This is a genomic window from Pseudomonas sp. MWU12-2029 (genome assembly GCF_023242425.1).
GTDB lineage: Bacteria > Pseudomonadota > Gammaproteobacteria > Pseudomonadales > Pseudomonadaceae > Aquipseudomonas > Aquipseudomonas kribbensis.
The window spans coordinates 145,507-168,177 of sequence record NZ_JALJDY010000011.1 but is presented as its reverse complement, the minus strand read 5'-3'; the positions used below and the strand labels follow the sequence as shown (position 1 = coordinate 168,177).

General features: G+C 62.3%; 25 protein-coding genes. 14 read left to right on the top strand and 11 right to left on the bottom strand.

What is annotated here, in order from left to right; genetic code table 11:
* The first annotated feature begins 3 nt into the window (after positions 1-3).
* Positions 4-507 (top strand): GNAT family N-acetyltransferase, encoded by a 504-nt coding sequence (locus tag M5B44_RS24950; RefSeq protein WP_085711451.1) that lies wholly within the window; start codon positions 4-6, stop codon positions 505-507.
* A 12-nt stretch (positions 508-519) separates the two neighbouring features.
* On the opposite strand, the gene M5B44_RS24945 is transcribed toward M5B44_RS24950, so the two are convergent.
* Entirely contained in the window at positions 520-891 is a 372-nt protein-coding gene (locus M5B44_RS24945) for a hypothetical protein (protein ID WP_085654241.1), read from the bottom strand.
* Between the two features lie 127 nt (positions 892-1,018).
* Between M5B44_RS24945 and M5B44_RS24940 the strand changes: the two genes are divergently transcribed.
* Complete coding sequence (locus tag M5B44_RS24940; protein WP_047293552.1) at positions 1,019-1,348, top strand: hypothetical protein; 330 nt, start codon at positions 1,019-1,021, stop codon at positions 1,346-1,348.
* Between the two features lie 73 nt (positions 1,349-1,421).
* Here M5B44_RS24940 and cynR read toward each other — a convergent pair whose 3' ends face one another.
* Positions 1,422-2,300: a transcriptional regulator CynR gene (gene cynR / locus M5B44_RS24935; protein WP_248740852.1), complete on the bottom strand. Its 879-nt coding sequence runs from the start codon at positions 2,298-2,300 to the stop codon at positions 1,422-1,424.
* A 120-nt stretch (positions 2,301-2,420) separates the two neighbouring features.
* Between cynR and cynS the strand changes: the two genes are divergently transcribed.
* The 4 genes from cynS (at position 2,421) to M5B44_RS24915 (ending at position 4,822) form a co-directional block, all read left to right on the top strand.
* The gene (gene cynS / locus M5B44_RS24930) at positions 2,421-2,885 is read left to right on the top strand and encodes a cyanase (RefSeq protein ID WP_248740851.1); all 465 of its coding nucleotides are present in this window, start codon (positions 2,421-2,423) and stop codon (positions 2,883-2,885) included.
* Between the two features lie 83 nt (positions 2,886-2,968).
* Positions 2,969-3,205, top strand: coding sequence for a DUF2790 domain-containing protein (locus M5B44_RS24925; protein ID WP_114883776.1), 237 nt, complete (start codon positions 2,969-2,971; stop codon positions 3,203-3,205).
* 12 nt (positions 3,206-3,217) lie between these two features.
* On the top strand, positions 3,218-3,877 hold the full coding sequence (locus M5B44_RS24920; RefSeq protein WP_114883778.1) for a carbonic anhydrase: 660 nt from the start codon (positions 3,218-3,220) through the stop codon (positions 3,875-3,877).
* A gap of 171 nt (positions 3,878-4,048) precedes the next feature.
* Entirely contained in the window at positions 4,049-4,822 is a 774-nt protein-coding gene (locus M5B44_RS24915; protein ID WP_248740850.1) for an alpha/beta fold hydrolase, read from the top strand.
* A gap of 47 nt (positions 4,823-4,869) precedes the next feature.
* Here M5B44_RS24915 and M5B44_RS24910 read toward each other — a convergent pair whose 3' ends face one another.
* Both M5B44_RS24910 and glsB read right to left on the bottom strand, forming a co-directional pair.
* A complete protein-coding gene (locus tag M5B44_RS24910; RefSeq protein ID WP_248740849.1) occupies positions 4,870-6,372 on the bottom strand; it encodes an aldehyde dehydrogenase family protein in 1,503 nt (500 codons plus the stop codon).
* 69 nt (positions 6,373-6,441) lie between these two features.
* Positions 6,442-7,350: a glutaminase B gene (gene glsB / locus M5B44_RS24905; protein ID WP_096820185.1), complete on the bottom strand. Its 909-nt coding sequence runs from the start codon at positions 7,348-7,350 to the stop codon at positions 6,442-6,444.
* Between the two features lie 241 nt (positions 7,351-7,591).
* Between glsB and M5B44_RS24900 the strand changes: the two genes are divergently transcribed.
* Positions 7,592-7,795 (top strand): hypothetical protein, encoded by a 204-nt coding sequence (locus M5B44_RS24900; RefSeq protein ID WP_248740848.1) that lies wholly within the window; start codon positions 7,592-7,594, stop codon positions 7,793-7,795.
* 58 nt (positions 7,796-7,853) lie between these two features.
* Positions 7,854-8,369, top strand: coding sequence for a DoxX family protein (locus M5B44_RS24895; protein ID WP_096820187.1), 516 nt, complete (start codon positions 7,854-7,856; stop codon positions 8,367-8,369).
* A 3-nt stretch (positions 8,370-8,372) separates the two neighbouring features.
* Here M5B44_RS24895 and M5B44_RS24890 read toward each other — a convergent pair whose 3' ends face one another.
* Complete coding sequence (locus M5B44_RS24890; RefSeq protein ID WP_248740847.1) at positions 8,373-9,977, bottom strand: L,D-transpeptidase family protein; 1,605 nt, start codon at positions 9,975-9,977, stop codon at positions 8,373-8,375.
* Positions 9,978-10,129: 152 nt separating this feature from the next.
* On the opposite strand from M5B44_RS24890, the gene M5B44_RS24885 reads away from it, so the two are divergent.
* The 4 genes from M5B44_RS24885 to M5B44_RS24870 all read left to right on the top strand — a co-directional run bounded on the left by M5B44_RS24885 (position 10,130) and on the right by M5B44_RS24870 (position 13,365).
* On the top strand, positions 10,130-10,843 hold the full coding sequence (locus M5B44_RS24885; RefSeq protein ID WP_085711462.1) for a murein L,D-transpeptidase catalytic domain family protein: 714 nt from the start codon (positions 10,130-10,132) through the stop codon (positions 10,841-10,843).
* A gap of 167 nt (positions 10,844-11,010) precedes the next feature.
* Positions 11,011-11,262, top strand: coding sequence for a DUF2790 domain-containing protein (locus M5B44_RS24880; RefSeq protein WP_248740846.1), 252 nt, complete (start codon positions 11,011-11,013; stop codon positions 11,260-11,262).
* A gap of 19 nt (positions 11,263-11,281) precedes the next feature.
* Complete coding sequence (locus tag M5B44_RS24875; RefSeq protein ID WP_085711464.1) at positions 11,282-11,953, top strand: heavy metal response regulator transcription factor; 672 nt, start codon at positions 11,282-11,284, stop codon at positions 11,951-11,953.
* Positions 11,950-13,365, top strand: a complete 1,416-nt coding sequence (locus tag M5B44_RS24870) for a heavy metal sensor histidine kinase (RefSeq protein WP_248740845.1) — start codon at positions 11,950-11,952, stop codon at positions 13,363-13,365. Before M5B44_RS24875 ends, M5B44_RS24870 begins: the two co-directional genes overlap by 4 nt.
* Here M5B44_RS24870 and M5B44_RS24865 read toward each other — a convergent pair.
* Entirely contained in the window at positions 13,310-14,710 is a 1,401-nt protein-coding gene (locus M5B44_RS24865) for an MFS transporter (protein WP_248740844.1), read from the bottom strand. The genes M5B44_RS24870 and M5B44_RS24865 overlap by 56 nt on opposite strands.
* A gap of 103 nt (positions 14,711-14,813) precedes the next feature.
* Here M5B44_RS24865 and M5B44_RS24860 point away from each other — a divergent pair, with 103 nt between their 5' ends.
* Complete coding sequence (locus M5B44_RS24860) at positions 14,814-15,701, top strand: LysR family transcriptional regulator (RefSeq protein WP_114883793.1); 888 nt, start codon at positions 14,814-14,816, stop codon at positions 15,699-15,701.
* Here M5B44_RS24860 and M5B44_RS24855 read toward each other — a convergent pair.
* A complete protein-coding gene (locus tag M5B44_RS24855; protein WP_085711468.1) occupies positions 15,698-16,318 on the bottom strand; it encodes a cell wall hydrolase in 621 nt (206 codons plus the stop codon). The two genes, M5B44_RS24860 and M5B44_RS24855, sit on opposite strands and share 4 nt — an antisense overlap.
* Before the next feature lie 201 nt (positions 16,319-16,519).
* Here M5B44_RS24855 and M5B44_RS24850 point away from each other — a divergent pair, with 201 nt between their 5' ends.
* Positions 16,520-17,371, top strand: coding sequence for a CAP domain-containing protein (locus tag M5B44_RS24850; RefSeq protein ID WP_085711469.1), 852 nt, complete (start codon positions 16,520-16,522; stop codon positions 17,369-17,371).
* Between the two features lie 65 nt (positions 17,372-17,436).
* Here the strand turns inward: M5B44_RS24850 and M5B44_RS24845 are convergent, their stop codons facing one another.
* The 4 genes from M5B44_RS24845 to M5B44_RS24830 form a co-directional block, all read right to left on the bottom strand.
* Positions 17,437-17,589 carry a DUF2474 domain-containing protein gene (locus tag M5B44_RS24845; protein WP_169430809.1) on the bottom strand — a complete coding sequence of 51 codons (153 nt, stop codon included), beginning with the start codon at positions 17,587-17,589 and terminating at the stop codon, positions 17,437-17,439.
* Positions 17,576-18,592, bottom strand: coding sequence for a cytochrome d ubiquinol oxidase subunit II (cydB, locus tag M5B44_RS24840; protein ID WP_115078336.1), 1,017 nt, complete (start codon positions 18,590-18,592; stop codon positions 17,576-17,578). Before cydB ends, M5B44_RS24845 begins: the two co-directional genes overlap by 14 nt.
* A gap of 17 nt (positions 18,593-18,609) precedes the next feature.
* On the bottom strand, positions 18,610-20,025 hold the full coding sequence (locus M5B44_RS24835) for a cytochrome ubiquinol oxidase subunit I (protein WP_248740843.1): 1,416 nt from the start codon (positions 20,023-20,025) through the stop codon (positions 18,610-18,612).
* Positions 20,026-20,134: 109 nt separating this feature from the next.
* A complete protein-coding gene (locus M5B44_RS24830; RefSeq protein WP_248740842.1) occupies positions 20,135-22,459 on the bottom strand; it encodes an FdhF/YdeP family oxidoreductase in 2,325 nt (774 codons plus the stop codon).
* Positions 22,460-22,671 lie beyond the last annotated feature (212 nt).

Below are 22,671 nucleotides of genomic sequence, written 5' to 3'. Positions count from 1 at the left end.
GGCATGTCTGTCATCGAACTGCGCGTCGCCCGGCGCGACGAACTGGACACCATCGAAAACCTGATGCAGTTCTACACCTACGACTTCAGCGAATGGCTGCCGCTGAAGCTGGGCGGGCATGGTTTCTTCCCGATCCAGTTGAAAGACGATTACTGGCGCCAACCGGCAACCCGGCCGTTCCTGATCCATGTCGACGGCGAACTGGCGGGGTTCGTGACCGTCGATGACCACATCCTCATTGAAGGCGCCGACTACAACATCGGCTATTTCTTCGTCAGCCGACGCTGGCGTGGCCAAGGCGTCGCGCAGTTTGTCGCCTCTGCCCTCTTGAGCCACTTGCCCGGTCAATGGCAGATTTTCCATGTCGACGCCAACCTGCCTGCGCAGCGGTTCTGGGCCAGGGTGATCCCTGAGGTGAGCGGCGGCGACTTCACTCGCCAGCAGAAAACCGTGGACGGTTACCCCTGCACCTTCTACTGCCTGCGCAGCCCTTCCCACGCTGCCTGATCGGCCCTTTTCTCATTCCAGAATGACTTTGTCCGACAATATGTAGTGAGCAAAAATAATCACTACAAAACCGTTGACGGCGTCGTTTGGCTTTTGCATGATGCAGACGTCTCCCCGATCGGGAGCACTGGCAACACGCTTGAGCAAGCTCGTCTGACCGCCGAGCTGTTTTTTCCGGATACACGCTGCCCACAAGGCAGATTGAAGAAGCTGACCTGGCCTGAACGTCCAGTACAAGGACGAGAAGCGCTGGCGAAAATTCTCAAGACGCTTGTGGTCGACCCTGAAAACGTCGTCAAGGAGCCTCCCGGTTTTCGCTGCTTCTCCTCGTTGTGACGCTATTGCGTAGCAGTTATTCAACACGACTACATGCAACAGACGCATGACCCCGTACTTCACACGGGCGACCGCTGACGTCCTGGTTTCGGTGCCAGGGATCAACTAACCGATGGGCTACCTGTATTAGCGAATCAACTTTGAAAGATCACCAGACTGGTCAAGGGGCAATATCATGAATCTGAACAATCAACCTACTATCGAAGAACTGGCTCGTATGTTCGCTGCGCAAAAAGACAGCCACGACAGCCATATTCTGTGGATCAGCAAGTCGGGTCAGGTCCATATCGACTGCCTGTCGCCCCATGCTGGTGAAGAAGAGTTCGACCGGAACAACCAGAACCTGCTGGCCCGCCTGAAGATGTACCGCCGCGGCCACGGCTATGTCGGCAAGAAAGCCGCGGCCGACAAGGACTTCATCGGTAATGTTCTGCAAACGCTGAAACAGGCGTGGGACTCGATGCAGAACAAGAACGAAGTCCGGGTGATTGATCGGTTCTGCTAAGTTGCAACTTCAATAAACAAAAGGGCCTGCTTCCGATAAGGAGCAGGCCCTTTTTATAGATAACAAACAGTGCTCATGAACGGCTTTCCAACACCATCTCCATGAATGCCACCGCCGCCGCACTGTGATAATTGTTCTTGCGCCGCAACAACGCCGCTCCTCGCTGCGGCGCCTCACTCTCGACCCGCAACCGGCGCAACGCCCGATCCTCGGTGGCTATCGCTTCCGGCAACATGGTCGCCAACGGCGCATGCCGGATCACTTCGAGCAAGGTACTCACCGAATTCACCTCGATCTGCACCTTGGGCGTGATGCCATGTTGGCGAAAGTACTCATCGACGGACACCCGGGTGATGTAACCCGGCGCCAACAGTGCGAAATCAAGCTGCGCGATGTCATTGGGGCTCAGAACCAATGAGCTGTCATACAACGGATGCTCCCGCCCAACCATCACGCCCAGCGTCTCGACAAACGCCGGAATGCATTCAATGTCCGGATTGCGCACCGGGGTGAAGGCAATCGCGATATCCAGCGAGTCATCCGCCAGCCCCGCCTCGATGTCATCCATCGACAGCTCGAAAATCTCCAGATGAATCCCCGGATACCGCGCCACGAAGTCACGCACCAACGGCCCCACCAGATACGCCATGAACGTCGGGGTCATTGCCAGACGCAGCGAGCCTCGGGACAAGTCCTTCACGTCATGCAACGCACGCTTGCCCGCCTCCAGCTCCACCAGCACCCGCCGCGCACATTCGATGTAGGCCTCGCCGGCATCAGTGGGTTTGACCGAACGCGAGGTGCGATCGAACAGATCCACACCCAGGCTTTCCTCCAGTTGGCGGATCTGTTGCGACAGGGTCGGCTGCGACACGTGCAGCGCCTCGGCCGCCCGGGTGAAGCCGCCGTGATCGGCCACGGCCAGCAGGTAACGCAAATGTCGCAGCAGCATGGGGCTCTCCATCTATAGGCAGTGCTTATGCTTTGCATTGTATATCGGTCTTGGACGCTATGGATCAATCAGCAGAAGATGAATCCCACACAGCAAGCCAACCCCGAAAGGAGAAACACCATGCAATCTCAAGCCTACAACGACAGCCGCATCGCCCTGACCACTCGCGCTCTGGATGCCAAGGCACAGAAAAACCTGTCGTGGCAGGACCTGGCCGACGGCACCGGCCTGAGCCTGGCCTACGTCACCGCCGCCCTCCTCGGCCAGCACCCGCTGCCAAAAGCCGCTGCCGAAGTGGTCGGCGACAAGCTTGAGCTGAGCACCGAAGACGTCGCCGCCCTGCAAATCATCCCGCTGCGCGGCAGCCTCGACGGTGTGCCGACCGACCCGACCATCTACCGCTTCCACGAGATGATCCAGATCTACGGCACCACCCTGAAGGCACTGGTTCACGAGCAGTTCGGCGACGGCATCATCAGCGCCATCAACTTCAAGCTCGACATCAAGAAAGTCGAAGACCCTGAAGGCGGTTCCCGCGCCGTGGTCACCCTCGACGGCAAGTTCCTCCCGCTGCGTCCGTTCTGATCCCTCCGGGCCCGCACCCCGCGTGCGGGCCCATCCAAACCTGAATTGCCAAGTCGTCACCACATCTGTCTGGAGGCTGCCCCATGCAAAAAATCCTGCTGTCCCTGGCCCTGCTCGCCGGCCTCGCCGCTCAGGCCCAGGCTGATGAAGAGGCCGTCGCCTATCGCTACGGCATGCAACTGGACATCGCGCAAGTCGTGAGCATCACCCCGGTGGCCGACATCTGCGGCGTAGTGCCGGTCGAGATGACCTACCTCGACAGCCACGGCGCAAAACACATTCTTCAATACAGCGAATTCGGTACTGGCTGTTCGAATTGAGAGGACAACACCATGAAAAACCTGATCGAAGGCTTCCTGAAGTTCCAGAACGAAGCGTTTCCGCAACGCACTGAACTGTTCAAATACCTGGCCACTACCCAGACCCCGGGCACCTTGTTCATCACTTGCTCCGACAGCCGTGTCGTGCCCGAACTGCTGACCCAACAAGAACCCGGCGAGCTGTTCGTGATCCGCAACGCCGGCAATATCGTGCCGTCCTACAGCCCGCACCCGGGCGGGGTTTCGGCGACGGTGGAGTACGCGGTCGCCGTGCTCGGCGTCACCGACATCGTGATCTGCGGCCACTCCGATTGCGGCGCCATGACCGCCATCGCCCAGTGCAAATGCATGGATCACCTGCCCGCCGTCAGCGGCTGGCTGCAACATGCCGAGTCGGCGAAAGTGGTCAACGAATCGCGGCCACACGCCAATGACGCGGCCAAGCTGAGTTCGATGGTGCGCGAGAACGTGATCGCGCAACTGGCGAACATTCAGACTCACCCGAGCGTGCGTCTGGCCCAGGAGAAAGGCCTGCTGAACCTGCATGGCTGGGTTTACGACATCGAGACCGGCTCCATCGATGCCCTCACCGCCGACCGTCGCACCTTCGTCTCGCTGGCCGAGCAACCGTCGACCTGCGCAGTGCATGGCCAAACGGTCAATGCCGCCTGAACCGAACGCCCCGCACCAGCCGGGGCGTTTGCTTTGTATCAGCGTGTAGCCAGCGCCCTGCCAGACACAGTTCCATGCACCCGCGCCGGGAGGCGGACACATCCCCGATACAGCCGACGCTTTGAATAAGCCCGAGCGCTGCATCCCTCCTCCCGACACAAGGAACACCCGATGAACAAGTTGTTTGCAGGTTTGGCCCTCGCCGCCGCCATGGCCGGCGCGACCTCGGCGATGGCCGCCGAGAAACCCACGGTGGTGCTGGTGCATGGTGCCTTTGCCGATTCCAGCAGCTGGAACGGTGTGGTGAAGATTCTGGAAAAGGACGGTTATCCGGTAATCGCGGCGGCCAACCCGCTGCGCACGCTCAAGGGTGATGCGCAATCGGTCGCCGACGTGCTGGCCGGGATCAAATCGCCGGTGGTGCTGGTCGGCCATTCCTACGGCGGGCCGGTGATCAGTGAAGCGGCGTATGGCAACGCCAATGTGAAAGCCTTGGTGTATGTCGCCGCGTTTGCGCCGGAAACCGGTGAAACCGTGGCCGGGCTGGCCGGCAAATTCCCCGGCAGCACCCTCGGCCCGACCCTCGCGCCGCCCGTTGCCCTGAAGGACGGCGGCAAGGATCTGTATATCCAGCAGGACAAGTTCCACGACCAGTTCGCCGCCGACGTGCCGAATGCCAACGCGAAACTGATGGCCGCGACTCAGCGCCCGGTCACCGAGGCCGCTCTGAATGAGGCCGCCAGTGAGCCGGCATGGAAATCGATTCCGTCGTGGTTTGTATACGGTGACAAGGACAAGAACATCCCGCCGCAAGCCATGGCGTTCATGGCCGAACGGGCGCACGCCAAAAAGACCGTGGTGGTCAAAGGCGCGTCCCATGTGGTGATGGTGTCGAATCCGAAAGCCGTGGCCAGCCTGATCGAATCCGCCGCCACTGCCAAGTGATACGAAAACGCCGCGCCTGTCATTGCGACAGGCGCGGCGTTCTGGTTTTAGCGTTTTACGCCCAGATCGACCTGGGTCATGCGGCTGCGCACAGTGAACACACCGTCACCCGAAAGAATCGCGCTACGGGCAAACAGGCGACCGCTTTCCCAGTTCGAAAGGCCCAGCTCCGGCTTGTTCAGCGCGTACTGGCCATCGACCCAACGGGTAATCCCGTTGCCCACGAACGGTGCGTTGACCGCGCTGTAGAAACGCTCCTGAACGGCAGCGTCTTCGCTGATCAAGGACACGGTGAATTGCGGGCTGTAGCGGTTGAACAGCGCGATGGCCTGATCCAGGTCGTCGACGATCATCAGGCTGGTTTCCGGGGTTTCTTCCCATTCCCACTCGCGGCCCAGTTGCGCCTCCGGCAATGGCTCGGCCAGGGCTTCGGTCTGATAACCCTCGGCGCGATAGACCTCGACCGTCGCGTTCTGCCAGTCGCTCGGCAGGTAGCTTTCGCTGCCTTCAACGATGTGCAATTTGCAGCCCTGACCGCGCGCGGTGCCGGCCTGCTGCAAGGCATCGAGGAACAACGGCACCAGTTCGGCGGCACGGTCGCGCTGGATCAGGCAGACGTTGAGGGTGTTGCAGACCTTGCGATCCAGCGAGTTGCGCACCACGGCGGAGAAGCGTTTTGCGTTGGCATCACGATCGGCAATCAGCCACGCGCCACCGGTGCCGTGGAGGCTGACGGCGGTGCCGGCCTGCTGGGCGATGCTGCCCAACTGGCTGACTGCACGGCCCGAACCACGGGCCACGGCCAGCGAAAGACGCCGGTCGGCGAACATCGCCCAACCGGCGGCGTGGTTGACGCTCTCGACCAGCGACACCGCACCCGCCGGCAGACCGGCATCGGCCAGCGCCGGGTTCAGGGCGTGGGTGACGATGGCTTGCGCAGTGCCCAGCGCATCGCTGCCGATGCGCAGCACGGCGGTGTTGCCGGTACGCAGTACGCCAGCGGCGTCGGCGAAGACGTTCGGCCGACCTTCGAACACAAACGCGACGATGCCCAACGGCGACACCACCTGCTCGACCTTCCAGCCGTCATGTTCGACGCTGCTGATTACTTTGCCGCGAGTGGCCGGCGCATCACGCCAGGCGCGCAGGCCGGCGATCATGTCGCGGCGCATGCGCTCGTCAGCGAGCAACCGGGTGGTGGACCGACCGCGGGCCTTGGCCCGTTCGATGTCAGCGAGGTTGGCGCTTTCGATCAGCGCCCAGGCGTCCGGGTTTTCCAGGCGTTGAGCGAACAGATCGAAGAAGCGGCTGATCGCTTCATCCGACACGGCAGACAACGCAGTAAACGCTGCCGCTGCACGCTCGATCGCCACCGAAGCGGCCTGTTGATCCACCACAGGAATCAGCAACAGCTCACCGCTCACCTGCTCCACCAACAGGTGGTCGCCGGGTCGGAAACGCTCGGCCAGTTCGGGGCTGACCACGGTGACGCGGTTACCAGCGAAAGGGATAGGCGTGCCAGCGACGAGACGTTCGAGCGCGAGAGACATGGAGCAGATTCACCATATTGAGGGCGGCCGGAAAATGTATAGCTTGCCCACCCTCAAAGCAACACAGGTTCAGAACACCGACCAGCCGATCCGCGAGCTGAGCATTTCCAGCGCCGCCATCCCCGCCAGCGAGTTGCCCGCCGCGTTCAGTTCCGGCGACCACACACACACCGTGAATTGCCCTGGCACCACCGCGACGATGCCGCCGCCGACGCCACTCTTGCCCGGCAGACCGACGCGGTAGGCGAAGTTGCCGGCTTCGTCGTACAGCCCGCTGGTGGCCATGATCGAGTTGACTTGCTGGGTCTGGCGGCGGGTCAGGATCTGTTCGCCGCTGTGCTTGCAATAGCCGTCGTTGGCCAGGAAGCAGAACGCCCGGGCCAGGTCGATGCAGCTCATGCGCAACGCGCAGTGGCTGAAATAGCTGCGCAGCACTGCTTCGACGTCGTTGTGGAAATTGCCGAAGGATTGCATCAGGTAGGCCATCGCCGCGTTGCGTGCGCGGTGCTGGTATTCGGACTCGGCCACTTTGCCGTCGACCATCACCTGAGGATTGCCCGACAGCCGTCGCACGAAATCGCGCATCGACAAGGCCGGCGCCGCGAAGCGCGACTGGTTGATGTCGCAGATCACCAGTGCCCCGGCATTGATGAACGGATTGCGCGGGCGGCCGCGTTCGAATTCCAGCTGCACCAGCGAGTTGAACGGCTGGCCCGACGGCTCGTGGCCCAGACGTTCCCAGATCGCCTCGCCGGAGTGTTCGATGGCCTGCACCAGGCTGAACACCTTGGAAATACTCTGCACCGAGAACAACGTCTCGGCATCGCCGGCGCAATACATTTCGCCGTCGTTGCCGTACACGGCGATGCCCAATTGATCGGGCGGCACAGTGCCGAGGGCGGGAATGTAGTCAGCCACCTTGCCCTGCCCGATCAGGGGCCGGACAGCGTCAAGGATCTCGTTCAACAGCGCTTGCATGCCGGGTCTCGAAGTCTCGCCCCATGGGATTGCGGGGACACGGTGGCTAGACGCTGCGCCCGCCGGCCGAATCACACCGCGTTCGTGTATCGCACTGTATATGGCGCAGGCCCGGACACACCACGAGCACAAATCCCCCCGCTGACGACACATCCCCGATACAGCCCGACGTTCAAATGAGCCTGTCGATCGGCAGCCCCGATCAAGCCTTTGAACTCACATTTCTTATCGGAGATTCACCATGACCAAGCTCTCGAAAACCTCCCTGACCCTCAGCCTGCTGCTGGCCGGTGGCCTGGCCCTGTCCAACGCTGCATCGGCTTCCGAGGCGTTCAGCGTCAAGCAACTGGATCACGGCTACAGCCAGACTCAGGCCCAGGCCGACAACCCGGAAAAAACCTCGGAAGGCAAATGCGGCGAAGGCAAGTGCGGCGCCGGCGAATAACCCTCTGCAAGGGGCACGTCGGTGCCCCGCTTACCACTGAATTGAATGGAGCCTTCCCATGACCACTGCTCTCTCGACCGCCGTCAAAGGCCTGCACCTGAACCTCGACCGCGCCGGCCAGTGGCTGGCACCGCTGACCCTGCGCCTGTTCATCGCCTGGGAGTTTTTTGAATCGGGTCTGGAAAAATTCAACGGCCAGAACTGGTTCGAAGACATTCAGGACCGCTTCCCGTTTCCCTTCGATCACTTGCCGGCGACGCTGAACTGGGAGCTGTCGATGTGGGCCGAGCTGATCTGCGCCCTGGCAATCCTGATCGGACTCGGCACGCGGATCTCGGCGATTTCGCTGATCGTGGTGACGGTGGTCGCCACCGCCGCCGTGCACTGGCCGGCAGACTGGTCGTCGTTGAGCGAACTGGCCCAGGGTTATGCGATCACCAACAAGGGCTTCGGCAACTTCAAGCTGCCGGCGATTTATCTGGCCGCGCTGGTGCCGCTGGTGTTCGCCGGGGCCGGCAAGTTGAGTGTGGATGCGTGGCTGGCGCGGTTTTTCTGGAAACGCGCCAGCCGTTGAAGATCAATGCGCCCGATCAAGGCCCGCGAGCAACGCGCTGTCGCGGCTGTAGATGTCCGGCGCGTAGAGCACGCGGCCCTGCCCGTCGACCTGTACTGTCCAGTACGTCATGAGGATCGGCACCGGGTTGCTCAGGCGGAACTCATGGGTGGTGCCGGTGGCGAGCAAGGTGTCGGTGCGCGCTCGTTCCGCCGGGCTGAGCAGGAAGTCGCGCAGTTTCATCGGGTGTTCGACCCGTACACAACCGGAACTGAACGCCCGTGGCCCCTTGTCGAACAGCGCCTTGCTCGGTGTGTCATGCAGGTACACAGAGAACGGGTTGGGGAAGCGGATAACCATCTGCCCCAGCGGATTGCGCGGCCCGGCATCCTGACGCAGGAGGATGTTGCCAGGGTTGTCCCAGTCGATGTCGGCAGCGGCCAGCGGCTGACCGTTGGCGTCGAGTACTTGCAGGTTCTGCCGGCTGAGGAAGGTCTGGTCCTTGCGAATTTCCGGCAGCTTGTCTTCTTTCCAGATAGTCGGCGGCACGGTCCAGGTCGGGTTCAGTGTCAGACGCGTGACCCGGGATTTCAGCAGCGGCGTCTGGCGTTCGGCGCGACCGACCTGAGTTCGTGTCTGCCAAACCGGCTCTCCGCCCTGATACAGGGTCAGTTCCGCAGCGGCGACGTTGACCAGCAAACCATCGGGCTCCATGTCCTGGGCCAGCCAGCGGAACCGCTCGAGGTTGACCCGCAGCTGCTCGCGACGGGTCAGCGGGCTGATGTTCATTTCGGCAATCGTCCCCGGCCCGACCACACCGTCGGCCTGCAACGAATGGTTGGCCTGGAAGCTTTTCACGGCTTCGACCAAAACACCGTGATAAGCGTTGTCCGGCGTACCGACCACACTGCTCAGATAACCTTCGCTGTACAGCCGCCGCGCCAGCTCCGGCACGCGTTTGTCTTCCATGTCCGGGCGCAGCAGCGGCCCGTTGCCCACCGATTGCCAGTGCGGCAAGGCCTGCAGGCGTTGTGCGGCGTAGAGATGGCGCAGGTTCTGGTATTGCGCCAGGCGCGGGCGGGCCAGATCGAAGGCGGCGGCAACGTCATGCATGCCCGGCACGGCGATGGCGAGCAACTCCGCCTGACGGTCGCGGGGCGTGTCGTCGGAATGCCACAACGGTTCGAAATGCGATTGCAGCAGACGACCGTAATGCAGGTCCTGCAGGGCCTGCAGGTAATTGCGGCTGATGTCGATGTCGGCACACAGTTCGCCATCCTGCGGAGCCGTGTCGGCGACCGGATAGCGTTTCGGATTGAGGCCATCGTCGGCCAGCAGCTGCAATTGCGCATGCAAGGCCGGCAATTGCCCGGCCGCCGCCCACACCGGCATCCAGTCCTGCTGCCGGTAGAACGCCTGCAACTGTTCCAGGGCCGGGCCACTGAGACGGGCGGCAATTGCCGGGCAAGCCTGCGGCAGACCGATCAGCACGGCCTGCAACGGACTTTGCGGCTCCACGGGCACCTCCGCCGGCAGTGTCGGGAGCGCCGGCAACGGCTCTTCGGCACAAACGACAAACGGCGCAGCGAGCAGACAAATGCTCAAGTAGCATGCGTACTTTTTGAACAACTGCTTTACTCCAATCCATGGCCGTCATGATTGACGGCCAACCTTACATCAGGTGCGGTGATACAGTCAGGTCCGATTCGCGGGCCTGCCGGGGACGACTGGACGTCAGGAGCCAAAGTGCCAACCATGTAGCCAGTGAGGATTCACTTTAAATGTTGACGTTTTTGCGCCGACTTCTGCTGACTGCCGCTGCCCTGGGGCTGGGGACCAGTCAGGTTTTTGCCGCCGGCACCGCTTCGCCGGTTCTCTACAACAGCCTCGCCCACGCCGCTCCGGAACTCAATCCCCAGGCGCTGAAAGGTGCCCTGAACGCCATGCAATGCGCGATCAACAACGGCGCGAAGCAGTCCCGTCACCTGGCGATCATCGATTATTCGCAACCGTCCACCGAGCGACGCCTGTGGATCTTCGACCTGACGCAGAAAAAACTGATCCTGCGCGACCTGGTCGCCCACGGCTCGAAGTCCGGGGACAACTTCGCCACCCGCTTCTCCAACCGTGAAGGCAGTTTTCAGTCCAGCCTCGGGCTGTTCCGCACCCAGGAAAGTTACGAAGGCACCCACGGTTATTCGTTGCGCATGGACGGCCTGGAACCGGGCGTCAACGACATGGCCCGCGACCGCGCCATCGTGATCCACGCCGCCGACTACGTGAATCTGTTCTGGAGCAAACGTACAGGCCGGCTGGGCCGCAGTCAGGGTTGCCCGGCGGTGCGTCCGCAAGTCGCCAGACGGGTGATCGACAGCCTGAAGGACGGCCAGTACATGTTTTCCTGGTACCCGGACCAGCACTGGCTGAAGTCCTCGCCCTACCTCAACTGCCAGCCGCAGCAGATTGCGAGCATTCTCAGTACCCACGGCAGTTGAAAACACCCGCGGTCAAAACAATCCCCTGTTCTCACAGGGGATTTGTGTTTTCAGGGTTTCATTACAACTTTGTCATTGAGTTGTCGGTTTGCCGAGCGGATCGCTCGGTAGCCTGAAGTTGTTCCGGCACACCTGCCGATCCACTTCACCGACACGAGTGACTCATCATGAAAACCCTGATCCTGGCCTTCACCGCCCTCCTCGCCACCGGTTCCGTGTTCGCCGCCGAAATGCCCGAGCGCACGGTCATTCACGACACCAATGGCTTCTACGTACACCTGGATGTCGACAAAGTCCTCTCCAGCACCGATATTTCCCAGGCCTGCGGCGTCATTCCCGCACGACTCAACTACCTCGACCACCAGGGCCGCGAACATGTGCTGGACTACCAAGTGCAAGGCAGCGGTTGCACCAACTGACCAGTGAGGCGCAGTGCCCATGAATATCCTTGTCGTCGAAGACGAACCCAAGGCCGGCAATTACCTGCTCAACGGCTTGCAGGAACTGGGTTACAACGTGAGCCTGGCCCGGGACGGCGCGGACGGTCTGCACCTGGCGCTGGAGCACGACTTCGACGTGATCGTGCTGGACGTGATGATGCCAAAAATGGATGGCTGGGAAGTCCTGCGCCGGCTGCGCAAGGAAGCCGACACGCCGGTGCTGTTCCTCACCGCCCGTGACGACATCGCCGACCGGGTCAAAGGCCTGGAACTGGGCGCCGACGACTACCTGATCAAGCCGTTTTCCTTCGCCGAACTGGTGGCGCGCCTTCGCACCCTGACCCGGCGCGGGCCGATTCATGAAGAAGAACAGTTGCAGGTGGCCGACTTGCAGATCGACGTGCTCAAGCGCCGGGTCACCCGCGCCGGCAGCCGGATCACCCTGACCAACAAGGAATTCGCCCTGCTGCAACTGTTCGCCACCCACGAAGGGCAAGTGCTGTCGCGCTCGCTGATCGCCTCCCGGGTGTGGGACATGAATTTCGACAGCGACACCAATGTGGTCGATGTCGCCGTGCGCCGCCTGCGGGCGAAGATCGACGATCCGTTCCCGCTCAAGCTGATCCACAGCGTGCGCGGCATCGGCTACCGCTTCGATACCCAGCCATGAAAGTCACTGGCACGTATTCCCTGACGCTGCGCCTGGCGCTGGTGTTCGCGGTGCTCGCCTTCGCGTCCCTGGCGGGCCTCGGCGCGGCGCTGTACAACGCGCTGGATGAACAACTGACCCGCCGCGATGACATCCAGTTGGTCAGCCGCATCGATCAGTTGCGCACCATCCTCAACGACAGCAACACCCTGGAGCTGATCCAGAACAAACCGGCGCTGTTCCAGAACATGCTCGGCAATCGCGAAGCGCTGTTGACCATCGGCGCCCCGGGCCAACCACCCTTGTTCGTGGTCAATCCCAGCAACCTGACCTTGCCGACCGTACCCGCCGTGCCGATCAACCATGTGATGGCCCTCAACGATGTGCAGCATCTGCCGAGCATCAACGGCGTGCCGTTCTCGGCGGTGGCGGCCAGTATCGACTCCGGCGATCAGGGCAATCTGCAAGTACTCATCGGCAAGGTGATGAGCGAACGCACAGCGATGCTCGCCAGTTACCGACTCAGCGTGTATGGCCTGGCGTCACTGGCGGCGATTGTCCTGGCGCTGGTCGGCTGCCTGCTGGTGTATCGCGGCCTGCTGCCGTTGCGGCGGCTTGCCCGGCATGCCCACGGAATCGGCATCGCCAACCTCGGTGAACGCCTCGACCGCCACGGCACACCCCGTGAATTGCAGCCGATGATCGAAGCCTTCAACGCGATGCTGGACCGGCTCGACCGAGGGGTTACCCAACTGAGCCAGGTCTCCACCGACATGGCCCACGAACTGCGCACACCGATCAACAACCTGCTCGGCGAAACCCAGGTCGCCCTGCAACAGAACCGCAGCGTCGAGGCCTATCAGCAGTTGCTCGCCTCCAACGTCGAAGAACTCGAACGGCTGGCGCGGATGCTCGACAACATGCTGTTTCTCGCCCGCACCGACCCGGCCAGTGCCTTGAGCCAGCGTCAGGAGCTGGACGCCTGCGATGAAATGCAGCGCATCGCCGATTACTTCGAAGGTCTGGCCGCCGATGTCGGCGTCACCATCGAGGCCCGTGGCAGCGGCGTGATCTGGGCCGAGCCGATGCTGCTGCGCCGGGCACTGGCCAATCTGTGCGCCAACGCGATCAAGTACGGCGCGGCGGATTCGACGATGCAGGTTGAAGCCATCGCCGAGCCGGATGGCAGCTACCTGCGGGTGCGCAATCAGGGGGCGACGATTCCTCCCGAGCATCTGTCGCGGCTGTTTGAACGTTTCTACCGCGCTGATCCGTCCCGTGAGCGTTCGGCTCAGTCCAACGGTCTGGGCCTGTCGATCGTGGCGACCATCATGCAATTGCATCAGGGCCGCTACAGCGTCAGCAGCGCTGATGGCGTCACCTGCTTTGAGCTGTTCTTTCCTGCGCGAGAGACGCGAGACGCAGGTGTGTGAAGACGCCGAGCCCGAGCGCCGCAAGCATCAACGCCGCAGCAACGCCGAAGGTCATGTGCAAACCGCTCGCGATGACCGCAGCCGTCGCCCGGGTCGGATCGTCCGTGGTCAGGGCAAACACCGCGCCCATGGCCGCCGCCCCGGTGATCAACCCCAGATTGCGTGACAACCCGAGCATGGCCGACACCACCCCGCGCTGATCCTGCCCGACACCCGCCATCAGCCCAGTATTGTTGGCGGCCTGGAACAGCGCATAACTCAAGGCCACCACTGTTATCGGCAACACATAGGCAAGCAGTCCGAGACTCACCGGCAACAGCGCCAGCAAACCACAACCGCAGGCCAGCCCAAGCAATGCGCCCGGCACCATTCTCCGCGCCCCGAAACGATCCACCAGACGCCCGGCCGGCACGCCACTGAACGCCGCCAGCAACGGCCCGACCGACAACACCAGTCCCACCTGAGTGCTGCTGAGCCCCAAGCCTCGGCTCAGGTAAAACGGCCCGACCACCAGCGTGGTCATCATGACCGTGGTCACCAGCAAGGTCAGCGCCAGACTGCTGCTGATGCGTGAATCGGTGAACAATGACAAATGAATCAGCGGCGCTTTGCTCTTCTTCTCGATCAGGATGAACAACCCCAATCCCAACAGACTGATCAGCAACAACGTCTGCATAAGCCCTTCAACCGTCATCGCCAGTGCATAGGCCGCCAGCGTCAGCATCAGCACCGCAGTGCCGGGATAATCGAACGCAAGAGGCTTGCGTACGATTCGGTCCTTGGGCAGATAGCGATACACCAGCCATGCGTTGAGCAAGCCCAGCGGCACATTGATCACAAAGATCGACTGCCAGCCGACATGCGCCATCAACAGCCCACCGAGCGACGGCCCGAGGGTGGTGCCGGTGGCCGACATCGTGGCCAGCAAGCCCATCGCGCTGCCGGCCCGGGCCTTGGGCACCGCATCGGCCACCAATGCCACGGTCAACGCGAACATGATCGCCGCGCCCACGCCTTGCACCGCCCGCGCGCCGATCAGCCAGGCCAGGCTCGGCGCCAGTGCGCATGCAAGGGACGCGGCGGTAAAGATGCCGATGCCGATCAACAGCAAGCGCCGCCGACCGAGACCGTCACCCAGTCGCCCGACGCTGACAATCAAGGTGGTGACCGCCAGCAGATAGGCCAGCACGATCCACTGCACTTCCTGAAACGTCGCATCGAAGGCCGCCGCCAGGGTCGGCAGTCCGGCGTTGGCGATGCTGGTGTCCAGCGACGGCATCAGCATCGACAGCGCCAGACTGGTCAGCGCCCAGCGGGCTGAAGGGTTCAGGGGTTCTCGGTGCATGGGGGGCTCACAGGGCAAAAGTCATGGGACATAGCCTGAGCCTCGACAATACAAGGCGCAAGACGCATGCTTTGCACTTGATACCTGCATGGAACGCCATGTCATGAATGCACCGGATCTGAACCTGTTGATCACCCTCGACGTGCTGCTGAGTGAAGGCAGCGTGGCCCGCGCCGCCACGCGCCTGGGTCTGAGTCCGTCCGCCATGAGCCGGGCGCTGGCCCGTCTGCGCGAAACCACCGGGGATCCGCTGCTGGTGCGCGCCGGTCGCGGGCTGGTGCCGACCCCGCGTGCGCTGGAGTTGCGGGACCGGGTCAGCTATCTGGTGCAGGAAGCCGAAGCGGTTTTGCGCCCGGCAGAAGTGCTCGATCCCGGCCAGTTGCGGCGCACCTTCACCCTGCGCAACACCGACGGTTTTGTCGAAACCTTCGCCGCCGCCCTGCTCGCCCGCATCGCCGAAGAGGCGCCCGACGTGCGCCTGCGCTTTGTGCAGAAGGCCGACAAGGACAGCACGCTGCTGCGCGAAGGCCGTGTGGACCTGGAAACCGGCGTGGTCGACGACAGCACCGACCCGACGCTGCACAGTCGCATCCTGTTCCGCGATCAGTGGATCGGTGTGGTGCGTGAGGGGCATCCGTTGAGCAGCGGCAAGGTCAGCGCCAAACGCTTCGCTTCGGGCCAGCATATTCTGGTGTCACGGCGCGGGCGCAGCAGCGGCCCGGTGGACGAAGCGCTGCTCGCCTTCGGCCTGACACGGGATATCGTCACTTCGTTCGGTGGCTTTTCGGCGGCCCTGACGCTGGTCCGTGAATCCGACCTGATCGCCACCGTCCCGGAACGTCACACCAGCAAACTGCGAACGGGTCTGTTCAGTTTCGCCCTGCCGTTGCGCATGCCGGACATCAGCGTGTCGATGCTATGGCATCCGCGCATGGACGCCGACCCGGCGCATCGCTGGTTGCGCAATTGTGTGCGAGAGGTCTGCGCCTAGCGCGCCTCGCCATCCTTGGGTTTGTAGAACAGGAATTTCCCGGTCTCGGCGGTCTTGGTGTATTTCTTCGCCCAGCTCGGGTCGACGTTGTGGTCGTGAAAGTACAGCGCACCGTGGGTACGGTCGGGGAGCTGACGGTTCAGCGCTTTGCCAGCAATCTCCTTGGCCAGCGCGTATTCGGCGTCTTCCTTGACCTGATCGGACTTGCCGTCGCACCACCAGGAAAACTGGCAGCTCTTGGTTTCCGAGCCTTGCTTGACTACCTCGCACACGGTGCCTGGAAAACCATCATGGCCGAGGCGGTTCATCACCACGTTGGCCACGGCTTCCATTTCCGCCGTGTCCTTGCCCTTGGCTTCCCAATAGATGCTGCGCGCCAGGCAGGTGATCGGGTCGTCCAGCGGCGCGGTGCCGGCCGGGTCGACGGCTTGCACCTCTTTCGGGGTGATGGCTTCGGATTTCGGCGCCGGGGGCGCGTTGGGCTTGTCGGCCGCTTTCTCCTCCAGGACCTCGGCTTTCGCCTCGGCCTTTTCCTTGATCGGTGCCTGATCGGTGGCCAGCACCGCGCCGCTCAGCAGGGTCAACACAAGACAACAGATCAGCCCGTGCAATTTCATGATCGATTCTTCCGGCAGCGCCCGTTGCGGGCAAAGTGTTACGTGGCTGAGACGCCCGGATTCCGGGGACTTCGCAGAGTGTAGACGGCAAAATCCGGCGCAACGTTCCGTGCTGAAAACCACACAATGAAGAAAAAAGACATTGCACGACCCCGGGGCGTTTCGCGCATCATGGGCGCACTCAGCCCAAGGGAGATTTCCATGCGCTTCATGCCATCCGTTCTGCGATTCGCCGCGTTGTCCACGGGCCTGGCGCTGGCCGCTTCGGCCATGGCCAGTGACGAGTCGCAATTGATCGAGTCGATCAACAGCTACCGCAGCCAGCCGCAGCGCTGCGGTACCCAGGCATCCAGTGAATTGCCGCCGCTGTCGGCCGACCCGCGCCTGCATCTGCCGGCCAGTGGTGTCGTCGATCTGCAACAGGCCATGGCCAGCGCCAGCTACCCGATGGTCAATGTACAGGCGATCACCCTCAACGGCCCTCGGGATGCAGCGGCGGCGATGAAGGCGATTCAGGAGAGCTTCTGTCAGGTGGTGCTGGATCCGCAGTTTGTCGATATCGGCGTCAGCCGCGCCGACCGTGACTGGCGCATCACGCTGGCGCGACCGCTGCTGTCGGCACGCCTGGGCGACGGACAGGCCGAGGGCCAGAAACTGCTGACGCAACTCAACGCCGCCCGCAGCCAGCCGCGCCAGTGCGGCGGCCAGGCCTTCTCCGCGGCGGCGCCACTGGCGTGGAACGCCGTGCTCGGCGGTGTCGCTCAGGATCACAGCCGCGAGATGGCCAACAACAACTATTTCGACCACAAGGACCGCAACGGCGGTACTCCCGGCGACCGCGCCGAACTGGCCGGTTACAGCGGCCAGCAGGTCGGCGAGAACATCGCCGCCGGGCAGGACACGGTGCAGAAAGTCGTCGCCGGCTGGCTCGCCAGCCCCGGTCATTGCGCCAACCTGATGAACCCGCAGTACCGCGAACTGGGTGCTGCCTACGCCGTCGATCCGAAGAGCAGCGCCGGCATTTACTGGACGGCGATGTTTGGCGGGGAATAATTCTCAAGGCGCCCTCCCATCAGGAGGATGCAAAAAAACCGGAGCCAGGCTCCGGTTTTTTATTGTCAGTGAATCCTCATCCCCGCCGCATACATCGCCAGTTTCAGCAGGCTCGCCACCACCGCCAGCGACACCACGCTGCCGGACCAGATCAGCAGCAGCCAGCCCAGACGTTTGTACCAGCGGCTCTTCACTTCACGCATTTCAATGGTAGCCATCGCCGATCCTCACTTTGCCGCGGAACACGTAGTAGTTCCAGAAGGTGTACATCAGGATCACCGGCAGGATGAACAGCGCGCCGATCAGGGCGAACAACTGGCTGGTGGCCGGTGATGCCGCCGCCCACAGGCTGACCGACGGCGGGATGATGTTCGGCCAGATGCTCAGTGCCAGTCCGATGTAGCCGAGGAACATCAGCACCAGAGTGAACACGAACGGCCAGTGGGTGTGGCGCTGACGCAGCGAACGCAGCAGCCCGAACAGCGCCAGTGCCGCCAGCACCACCAGCCCGGCGAACACGGTCAGGTGTGCATGGTTGAACCAGCGAGTGGCCAGTTCCGGGTGCAGTTGCAGCGTCCACGCGCCGATCACCAGCACCATCGCCAGCAGCAGCCACGCCAGCGGACGGCTGTAGTGACGCATCCGCGACTCGAGCATGCCTTCGGTCTTCACCAGCAGCCAGGTGCTGCCCAGCAAGGCGTAAGCGACCACCAGACCGACGCCGCAGACCAGCGGGAACGGTGCGAGCCAGTCGAGACCGCCACCGGCAAACTGCCGATCCACCACCGGAATCCCGGCCACATACGCGCCGATCACCACACCCTGGGAGAACGTCGCCAGGAGCGAGCCGCCGATGAACGCCCAGTCCCACAGATGACGTTTTTCCGCTGGCGCCTTGAAGCGAAACTCAAACGCCACACCACGGAAAATCAGCCCCGCGAGCATGAAGATCAGCGGCAGATACAACGCCTCCAGAATCACCCCGTAAGCCAGCGGAAACGCGCCGTACAACGCCGCGCCGCCGAGCACCAGCCAGGTTTCGTTGCCGTCCCACACGGGTGCGACGGTGTTCATCATCACATCGCGTTCCTGCTCGTCGCTGATCATCGGGAACAGGATCCCGAGGCCCAGATCGAAGCCGTCCATGATCACGTACATCATCACCCCGAAGGCAATGATCACGCCCCAGATCAACGAGAGATCGATACCTTGAATACCCATGACTCAACGCTCCTTTATCAGTGGATCCGGGTCGCGGATTCGAGGTTGTCGGTAACCGCCGAAAGTGGCCGGCGCGGGGTCTGCAACTGGGTGCCTTCGGGCGGGTGTTCGTGGTGCGGCTGCGGACCCTTGCTCACCAGTTTCATCATGTAGCCGATGCCCACGGTGAACACCGAGCAGTAGATGACAACGAACAGCGCCAGCGAGGTGTTCATCTGCGCCACCGAGTGATGGGACGCGGCGTCATGGGTACGCATCAGGCCGTACACCACCCACGGCTGACGCCCGACTTCGGTGGTGATCCAACCCGCCAGCAGCGCGATCAGACCGCTCGGCCCCATCAACAGCACCAGTCGCTGGAAGCCGCGATGCCGGTAGACCTTGCCGTTGCGCCGCAACGCCAGCCCCAGAACACCAACGAGGATCATCAACATGCCGAGCCCGGCCATCACGCGGAAGCTCCAGAAGATCACGGTCGAGTTCGGCCGGTCTTCTTTCGGGAAGCTCTTGAGCGCCGGGATCTGCTTGTCGAGGCTGTGGGTGAGGATCAGGCTGCCGAGGTACGGAATCTCGATCGCATACTTGGTCTTCTCCGCCTGCATGTCCGGGAGGCCGAACAGCACCAGCGGGGTCGGCCCGTTGTCGGCGTTTTCCCAGTGGCCTTCAATGGCGGCGATTTTCGCCGGTTGGTGCTCCAGAGTGTTCAAGCCATGGGCGTCACCGACCACTGCTTGAATCGGCGCGACGATCAGCGCCATCCACAGCGCCATGGAAAACATCTTGCGCACCGGTTGGGTGTCATTGCCGCGCAGCAAATGCCAGGCTGACGAAGCGCCGACGAAGAACGCTGTCGCGACGAATGCAGCAATCGCCATGTGCGCCAGACGGAACGGGAACGACGGGTTGAACACGATGGCCAGCCAGTCCAGCGGCATCACCCGGCCGTCAACGATTTCGAAACCCTGCGGAGTCTGCATCCAACTGTTGGAGGCGAGAATCCAGAAAGTCGAGATCAGCGTGCCGATGGCGACCATCACCGTGGCGAAGAAGTGCAAGCCACGGCCCACTCGATTCCAGCCAAACAGCATCACCCCGAGGAACCCGGCCTCGAGGAAGAACGCGGTCAGCACTTCATAGGTCAGCAACGGCCCGGTGATGCTGCCGGCGAAGTCGGAAAATCCGCTCCAGTTGGTGCCGAACTGGTACGCCATGACCAGACCCGACACCACGCCCATGCCGAAGTTGACGGCGAAGATCTTCGACCAGAAATGGTAAAGATCGCGGTAAGTGTCGTTACGGGTTTTCAGCCACAGGCCTTCGAGCACCGCCAGAAAACTCGCGAGGCCAATGGTGATCGCCGGAAAAATGATGTGGAACGAAACCGTGAACGCGAATTGAATTCGCGCCAGGTCCAGTGCCTCCAGGTTGAACATGATGATGTCCTCATCAAGGCTGAAAAGCGGCAGCACACGGCCGGGCCACCGCCAGGCGCGAACGCCTGCAGCCAGTCAGATTGCAAAAGGGTTGGATCGCGCGAGTCGGTTACACCACCGATGACGGGATCAGGTTGCTCGCCTCGGCCGCTTCGAGGCGGATCGCCACGAACTTGGAGGTCGGCGTGTAGGTGCGGTCACCGTAGCTTTCCAGCGGCACCAGCGGATTGGTCTCCGGGTAGTAAGCGGCAGCCTGCCCGGCCGGAATGTCGTAGGCGATCAGGGTGAAACCGCTGACCCGACGCTCGCGCTCGTCGCCCCACAGCGCCACCAGATCGACCTTCTGCCCGGGTTCGAAACCGAGCCGGCGGATGTCCTGTTCGTTGGCGAACACCACGTCACGCATGCCGTAGACCCCGCGATAACGGTCGTCGAGGCCGTATAGCGTGGTGTTGTACTGATCGTGGGAACGCATGGTTTGCAGGATCAGATGCGGCTTGACCGGCAGGTTGCGCACGCCTTCGCTGATCAGATGTTCCGGCAGCACGCACGGGGTGAACTGGGCTTTCCCGGATTCGGTGTTCCAGACACGGTCGGAGGCGTCGTTGCCGAGGTGGAAACCACCGGGAATCAGCAGCTTCTCGTTGAAATTCTCGAAGCCCGGAATCACATCGGCAATCAGGTTGCGGATGCGCCCGTAGTCGCCCACCGCCCACTCCCAGTCGATCGGGTGCTTGCCCAACGTGGCGGCAGCAATCCCGGCAATGATCGCCGGCTCGGATTTCAGATGGGCCGATTTCGGCTTCAGCTGGCCGAACGACAAATGCACCATGCTGAAGGTGTCTTCCACGGTCACGCCTTGCGGGCCTTCGGCCTGAACGTCGATGTCGGTGCGGCCCAGGCACGGCAGGATCAGCGCGTCACGCCCGGTCACCAGATGGCTGCGGTTGAGCTTGGTCGAGATGTGCACGCTCAGGTCGAGTTTGCGCATCGCCGCGTGGGTGCGCGGAGTGTCCGGCGTGGCTTGGGCGAAGTTGCCGCCCAGACCGATGAACACCTTGGCTTCGCCACGCTCCATGGCGCCGATCGCCATCACCGTGTTGTGGCCGTGCATGCGCGGCACCTTGAAGTTGAAGCGTTTTTCCAGGGCGTCCATCAGCGCTTTCGGCGCCAGTTCGTTGATGCCCATGGTGCGGTCGCCCTGCACGTTACTGTGACCACGCACCGGCGACAGCCCGGCGCCCGGACGGCCGACGTTGCCGCGCAGCAGTTGCAGGTTGATGACTTCCTGCAGGGTCGGCACCGAGTGCACGTGCTGGGTCAAACCCATGGCCCAGCACATGATCACGCTCTTGGCGCGGGCATACATGCGCGCAGCCAGTTCGATGTCATGCAGCGGCACGCCGGACTGCTCGACGATGTGCTCCCAGCTCGTGGCATCGACTTCGGCCAGATAGCTGTCGAGACCCGAGGTGTGCTCGGCAATGAACGCGTGATCGAACACCGGCTCGCCGCCGGTGGCCTGGGCTTCACGCTCCCACTCCAGCAGGAACTTGGCCATGCCGCGAATCATCGCCATGTCGCCGCCCAAGGCTGGACGGAAGTACGCAGTGTTGGTCGCTTCCCAGCCGTTGCTGAGCATCTCGATCGGGTTCTGCGGGTTCTGGAAACGCTCCAGCCCACGCTCCTTCAGCGGATTGATGCACACCACTTGCGCGCCACGCTTTACCGCTTCGCGCAGCGGTTCGAGCATGCGCGGATGGTTGGTGCCGGGGTTCTGGCCGATGACGAAAATCGCGTCGGCATGGTGCAGGTCTTCATAGACCACGGTTCCTTTGCCTACACCCAGGCTCTCGCCCATGCTCACCGCACTGGCTTCGTGGCACATGTTCGAGCAGTCCGGGAAGTTGTTGGTGCCGTAGGCACGGACGAACAACTGATAGAGAAACGCCGCTTCGTTGCTGGCACGACCCGAAGTGTAGAACTCGGCCTCGTGGGGCGATTTCAGACCTTTGAGGTGTTTGGCGATCAGCGCGAAGGCTTCGTCCCAAGTGGTTTCGACATAGCGGTCGACCCGCGCGTCGTAGCGCATCGGGTGGGTGATCCGGCCCTGATACTCGAGCCAGTAGTCGCTTTGCTCGGCCAGCGTCGACACCGTGTACTTGTTGAAGAATGCCGGATCGACCAGGCGGCCGGTGGCTTCCCAGTTCACCGCTTTGGCGCCGTTCTCGCAGAACTTCAGCATGCTCGCGCCGGGCGCTTCACCCCAGGCGCAACCGGGGCAGTCGAAGCCGCCGTTCTGGTTGGTCTTGAGCATGGCGCGAATGTTTTTCAGGGCGTTTTCACTGCCCAGCCAGTTCTTCGTGAGGCTGATCACAGCGCCCCAACCCGCAGCGGCGCCCTTGTAGGGTTTGTAACGGTCGACTTGTGACATGGGACTTCTCCATGACGATGCACACAGGCAAAAACCTGATCGGGTTTAAACAGCGACGACTGACTTTCAAGTTAAAAAAGCGGTCGTTTCGTTTGACGGGGCCAAGGATAGGAACCGCTGCAAAAACTTGTCTAATCGCTATTAATGACTGCGTTATCGAAAGCATCTATCACGGACTTAAATCCTTTAAATCCGGGCACTTGCAAAACTAA

Bases quoted from the DNA above. Each gene is read 5' to 3' on its own strand.
- glsB (WP_096820185.1), bottom strand. From the start codon at position 7,350: ATGCAAGCGCTGTTGAACGAGATCCTTGACGCTGTCCGGCCCCTGATC.
- M5B44_RS24915 (WP_248740850.1), top strand. From the start codon at position 4,049: ATGAACAAGTTGTTTGCAGGTTTGGCCCTCGCCGCCGCCATGGCCGGC.
- M5B44_RS24850 (WP_085711469.1), top strand. From the start codon at position 16,520: ATGCGCTTCATGCCATCCGTTCTGCGATTCGCCGCGTTGTCCACGGGC.
- M5B44_RS24900 (WP_248740848.1), top strand. From the start codon at position 7,592: ATGACCAAGCTCTCGAAAACCTCCCTGACCCTCAGCCTGCTGCTGGCC.
- cydB (WP_115078336.1), bottom strand. From the start codon at position 18,592: ATGGGTATTCAAGGTATCGATCTCTCGTTGATCTGGGGCGTGATCATT.
- cynR (WP_248740852.1), bottom strand. From the start codon at position 2,300: ATGCTGCTGCGACATTTGCGTTACCTGCTGGCCGTGGCCGATCACGGC.
- M5B44_RS24895 (WP_096820187.1), top strand. From the start codon at position 7,854: ATGACCACTGCTCTCTCGACCGCCGTCAAAGGCCTGCACCTGAACCTC.
- M5B44_RS24870 (WP_248740845.1), top strand. From the start codon at position 11,950: ATGAAAGTCACTGGCACGTATTCCCTGACGCTGCGCCTGGCGCTGGTG.
- M5B44_RS24920 (WP_114883778.1), top strand. From the start codon at position 3,218: ATGAAAAACCTGATCGAAGGCTTCCTGAAGTTCCAGAACGAAGCGTTT.
- M5B44_RS24860 (WP_114883793.1), top strand. From the start codon at position 14,814: ATGAATGCACCGGATCTGAACCTGTTGATCACCCTCGACGTGCTGCTG.
- M5B44_RS24830 (WP_248740842.1), bottom strand. From the start codon at position 22,459: ATGTCACAAGTCGACCGTTACAAACCCTACAAGGGCGCCGCTGCGGGT.
- M5B44_RS24835 (WP_248740843.1), bottom strand. From the start codon at position 20,025: ATGTTCAACCTGGAGGCACTGGACCTGGCGCGAATTCAATTCGCGTTC.
- M5B44_RS24875 (WP_085711464.1), top strand. From the start codon at position 11,282: ATGAATATCCTTGTCGTCGAAGACGAACCCAAGGCCGGCAATTACCTG.
- cynS (WP_248740851.1), top strand. From the start codon at position 2,421: ATGCAATCTCAAGCCTACAACGACAGCCGCATCGCCCTGACCACTCGC.
- M5B44_RS24910 (WP_248740849.1), bottom strand. From the start codon at position 6,372: ATGTCTCTCGCGCTCGAACGTCTCGTCGCTGGCACGCCTATCCCTTTC.
- M5B44_RS24925 (WP_114883776.1), top strand. From the start codon at position 2,969: ATGCAAAAAATCCTGCTGTCCCTGGCCCTGCTCGCCGGCCTCGCCGCT.
- M5B44_RS24885 (WP_085711462.1), top strand. From the start codon at position 10,130: ATGTTGACGTTTTTGCGCCGACTTCTGCTGACTGCCGCTGCCCTGGGG.
- M5B44_RS24950 (WP_085711451.1), top strand. From the start codon at position 4: ATGTCTGTCATCGAACTGCGCGTCGCCCGGCGCGACGAACTGGACACC.
- M5B44_RS24855 (WP_085711468.1), bottom strand. From the start codon at position 16,318: ATGAAATTGCACGGGCTGATCTGTTGTCTTGTGTTGACCCTGCTGAGC.
- M5B44_RS24865 (WP_248740844.1), bottom strand. From the start codon at position 14,710: ATGCACCGAGAACCCCTGAACCCTTCAGCCCGCTGGGCGCTGACCAGT.
- M5B44_RS24880 (WP_248740846.1), top strand. From the start codon at position 11,011: ATGAAAACCCTGATCCTGGCCTTCACCGCCCTCCTCGCCACCGGTTCC.
- M5B44_RS24940 (WP_047293552.1), top strand. From the start codon at position 1,019: ATGAATCTGAACAATCAACCTACTATCGAAGAACTGGCTCGTATGTTC.
- M5B44_RS24945 (WP_085654241.1), bottom strand. From the start codon at position 891: ATGCGTCTGTTGCATGTAGTCGTGTTGAATAACTGCTACGCAATAGCG.
- M5B44_RS24845 (WP_169430809.1), bottom strand. From the start codon at position 17,589: ATGGCTACCATTGAAATGCGTGAAGTGAAGAGCCGCTGGTACAAACGT.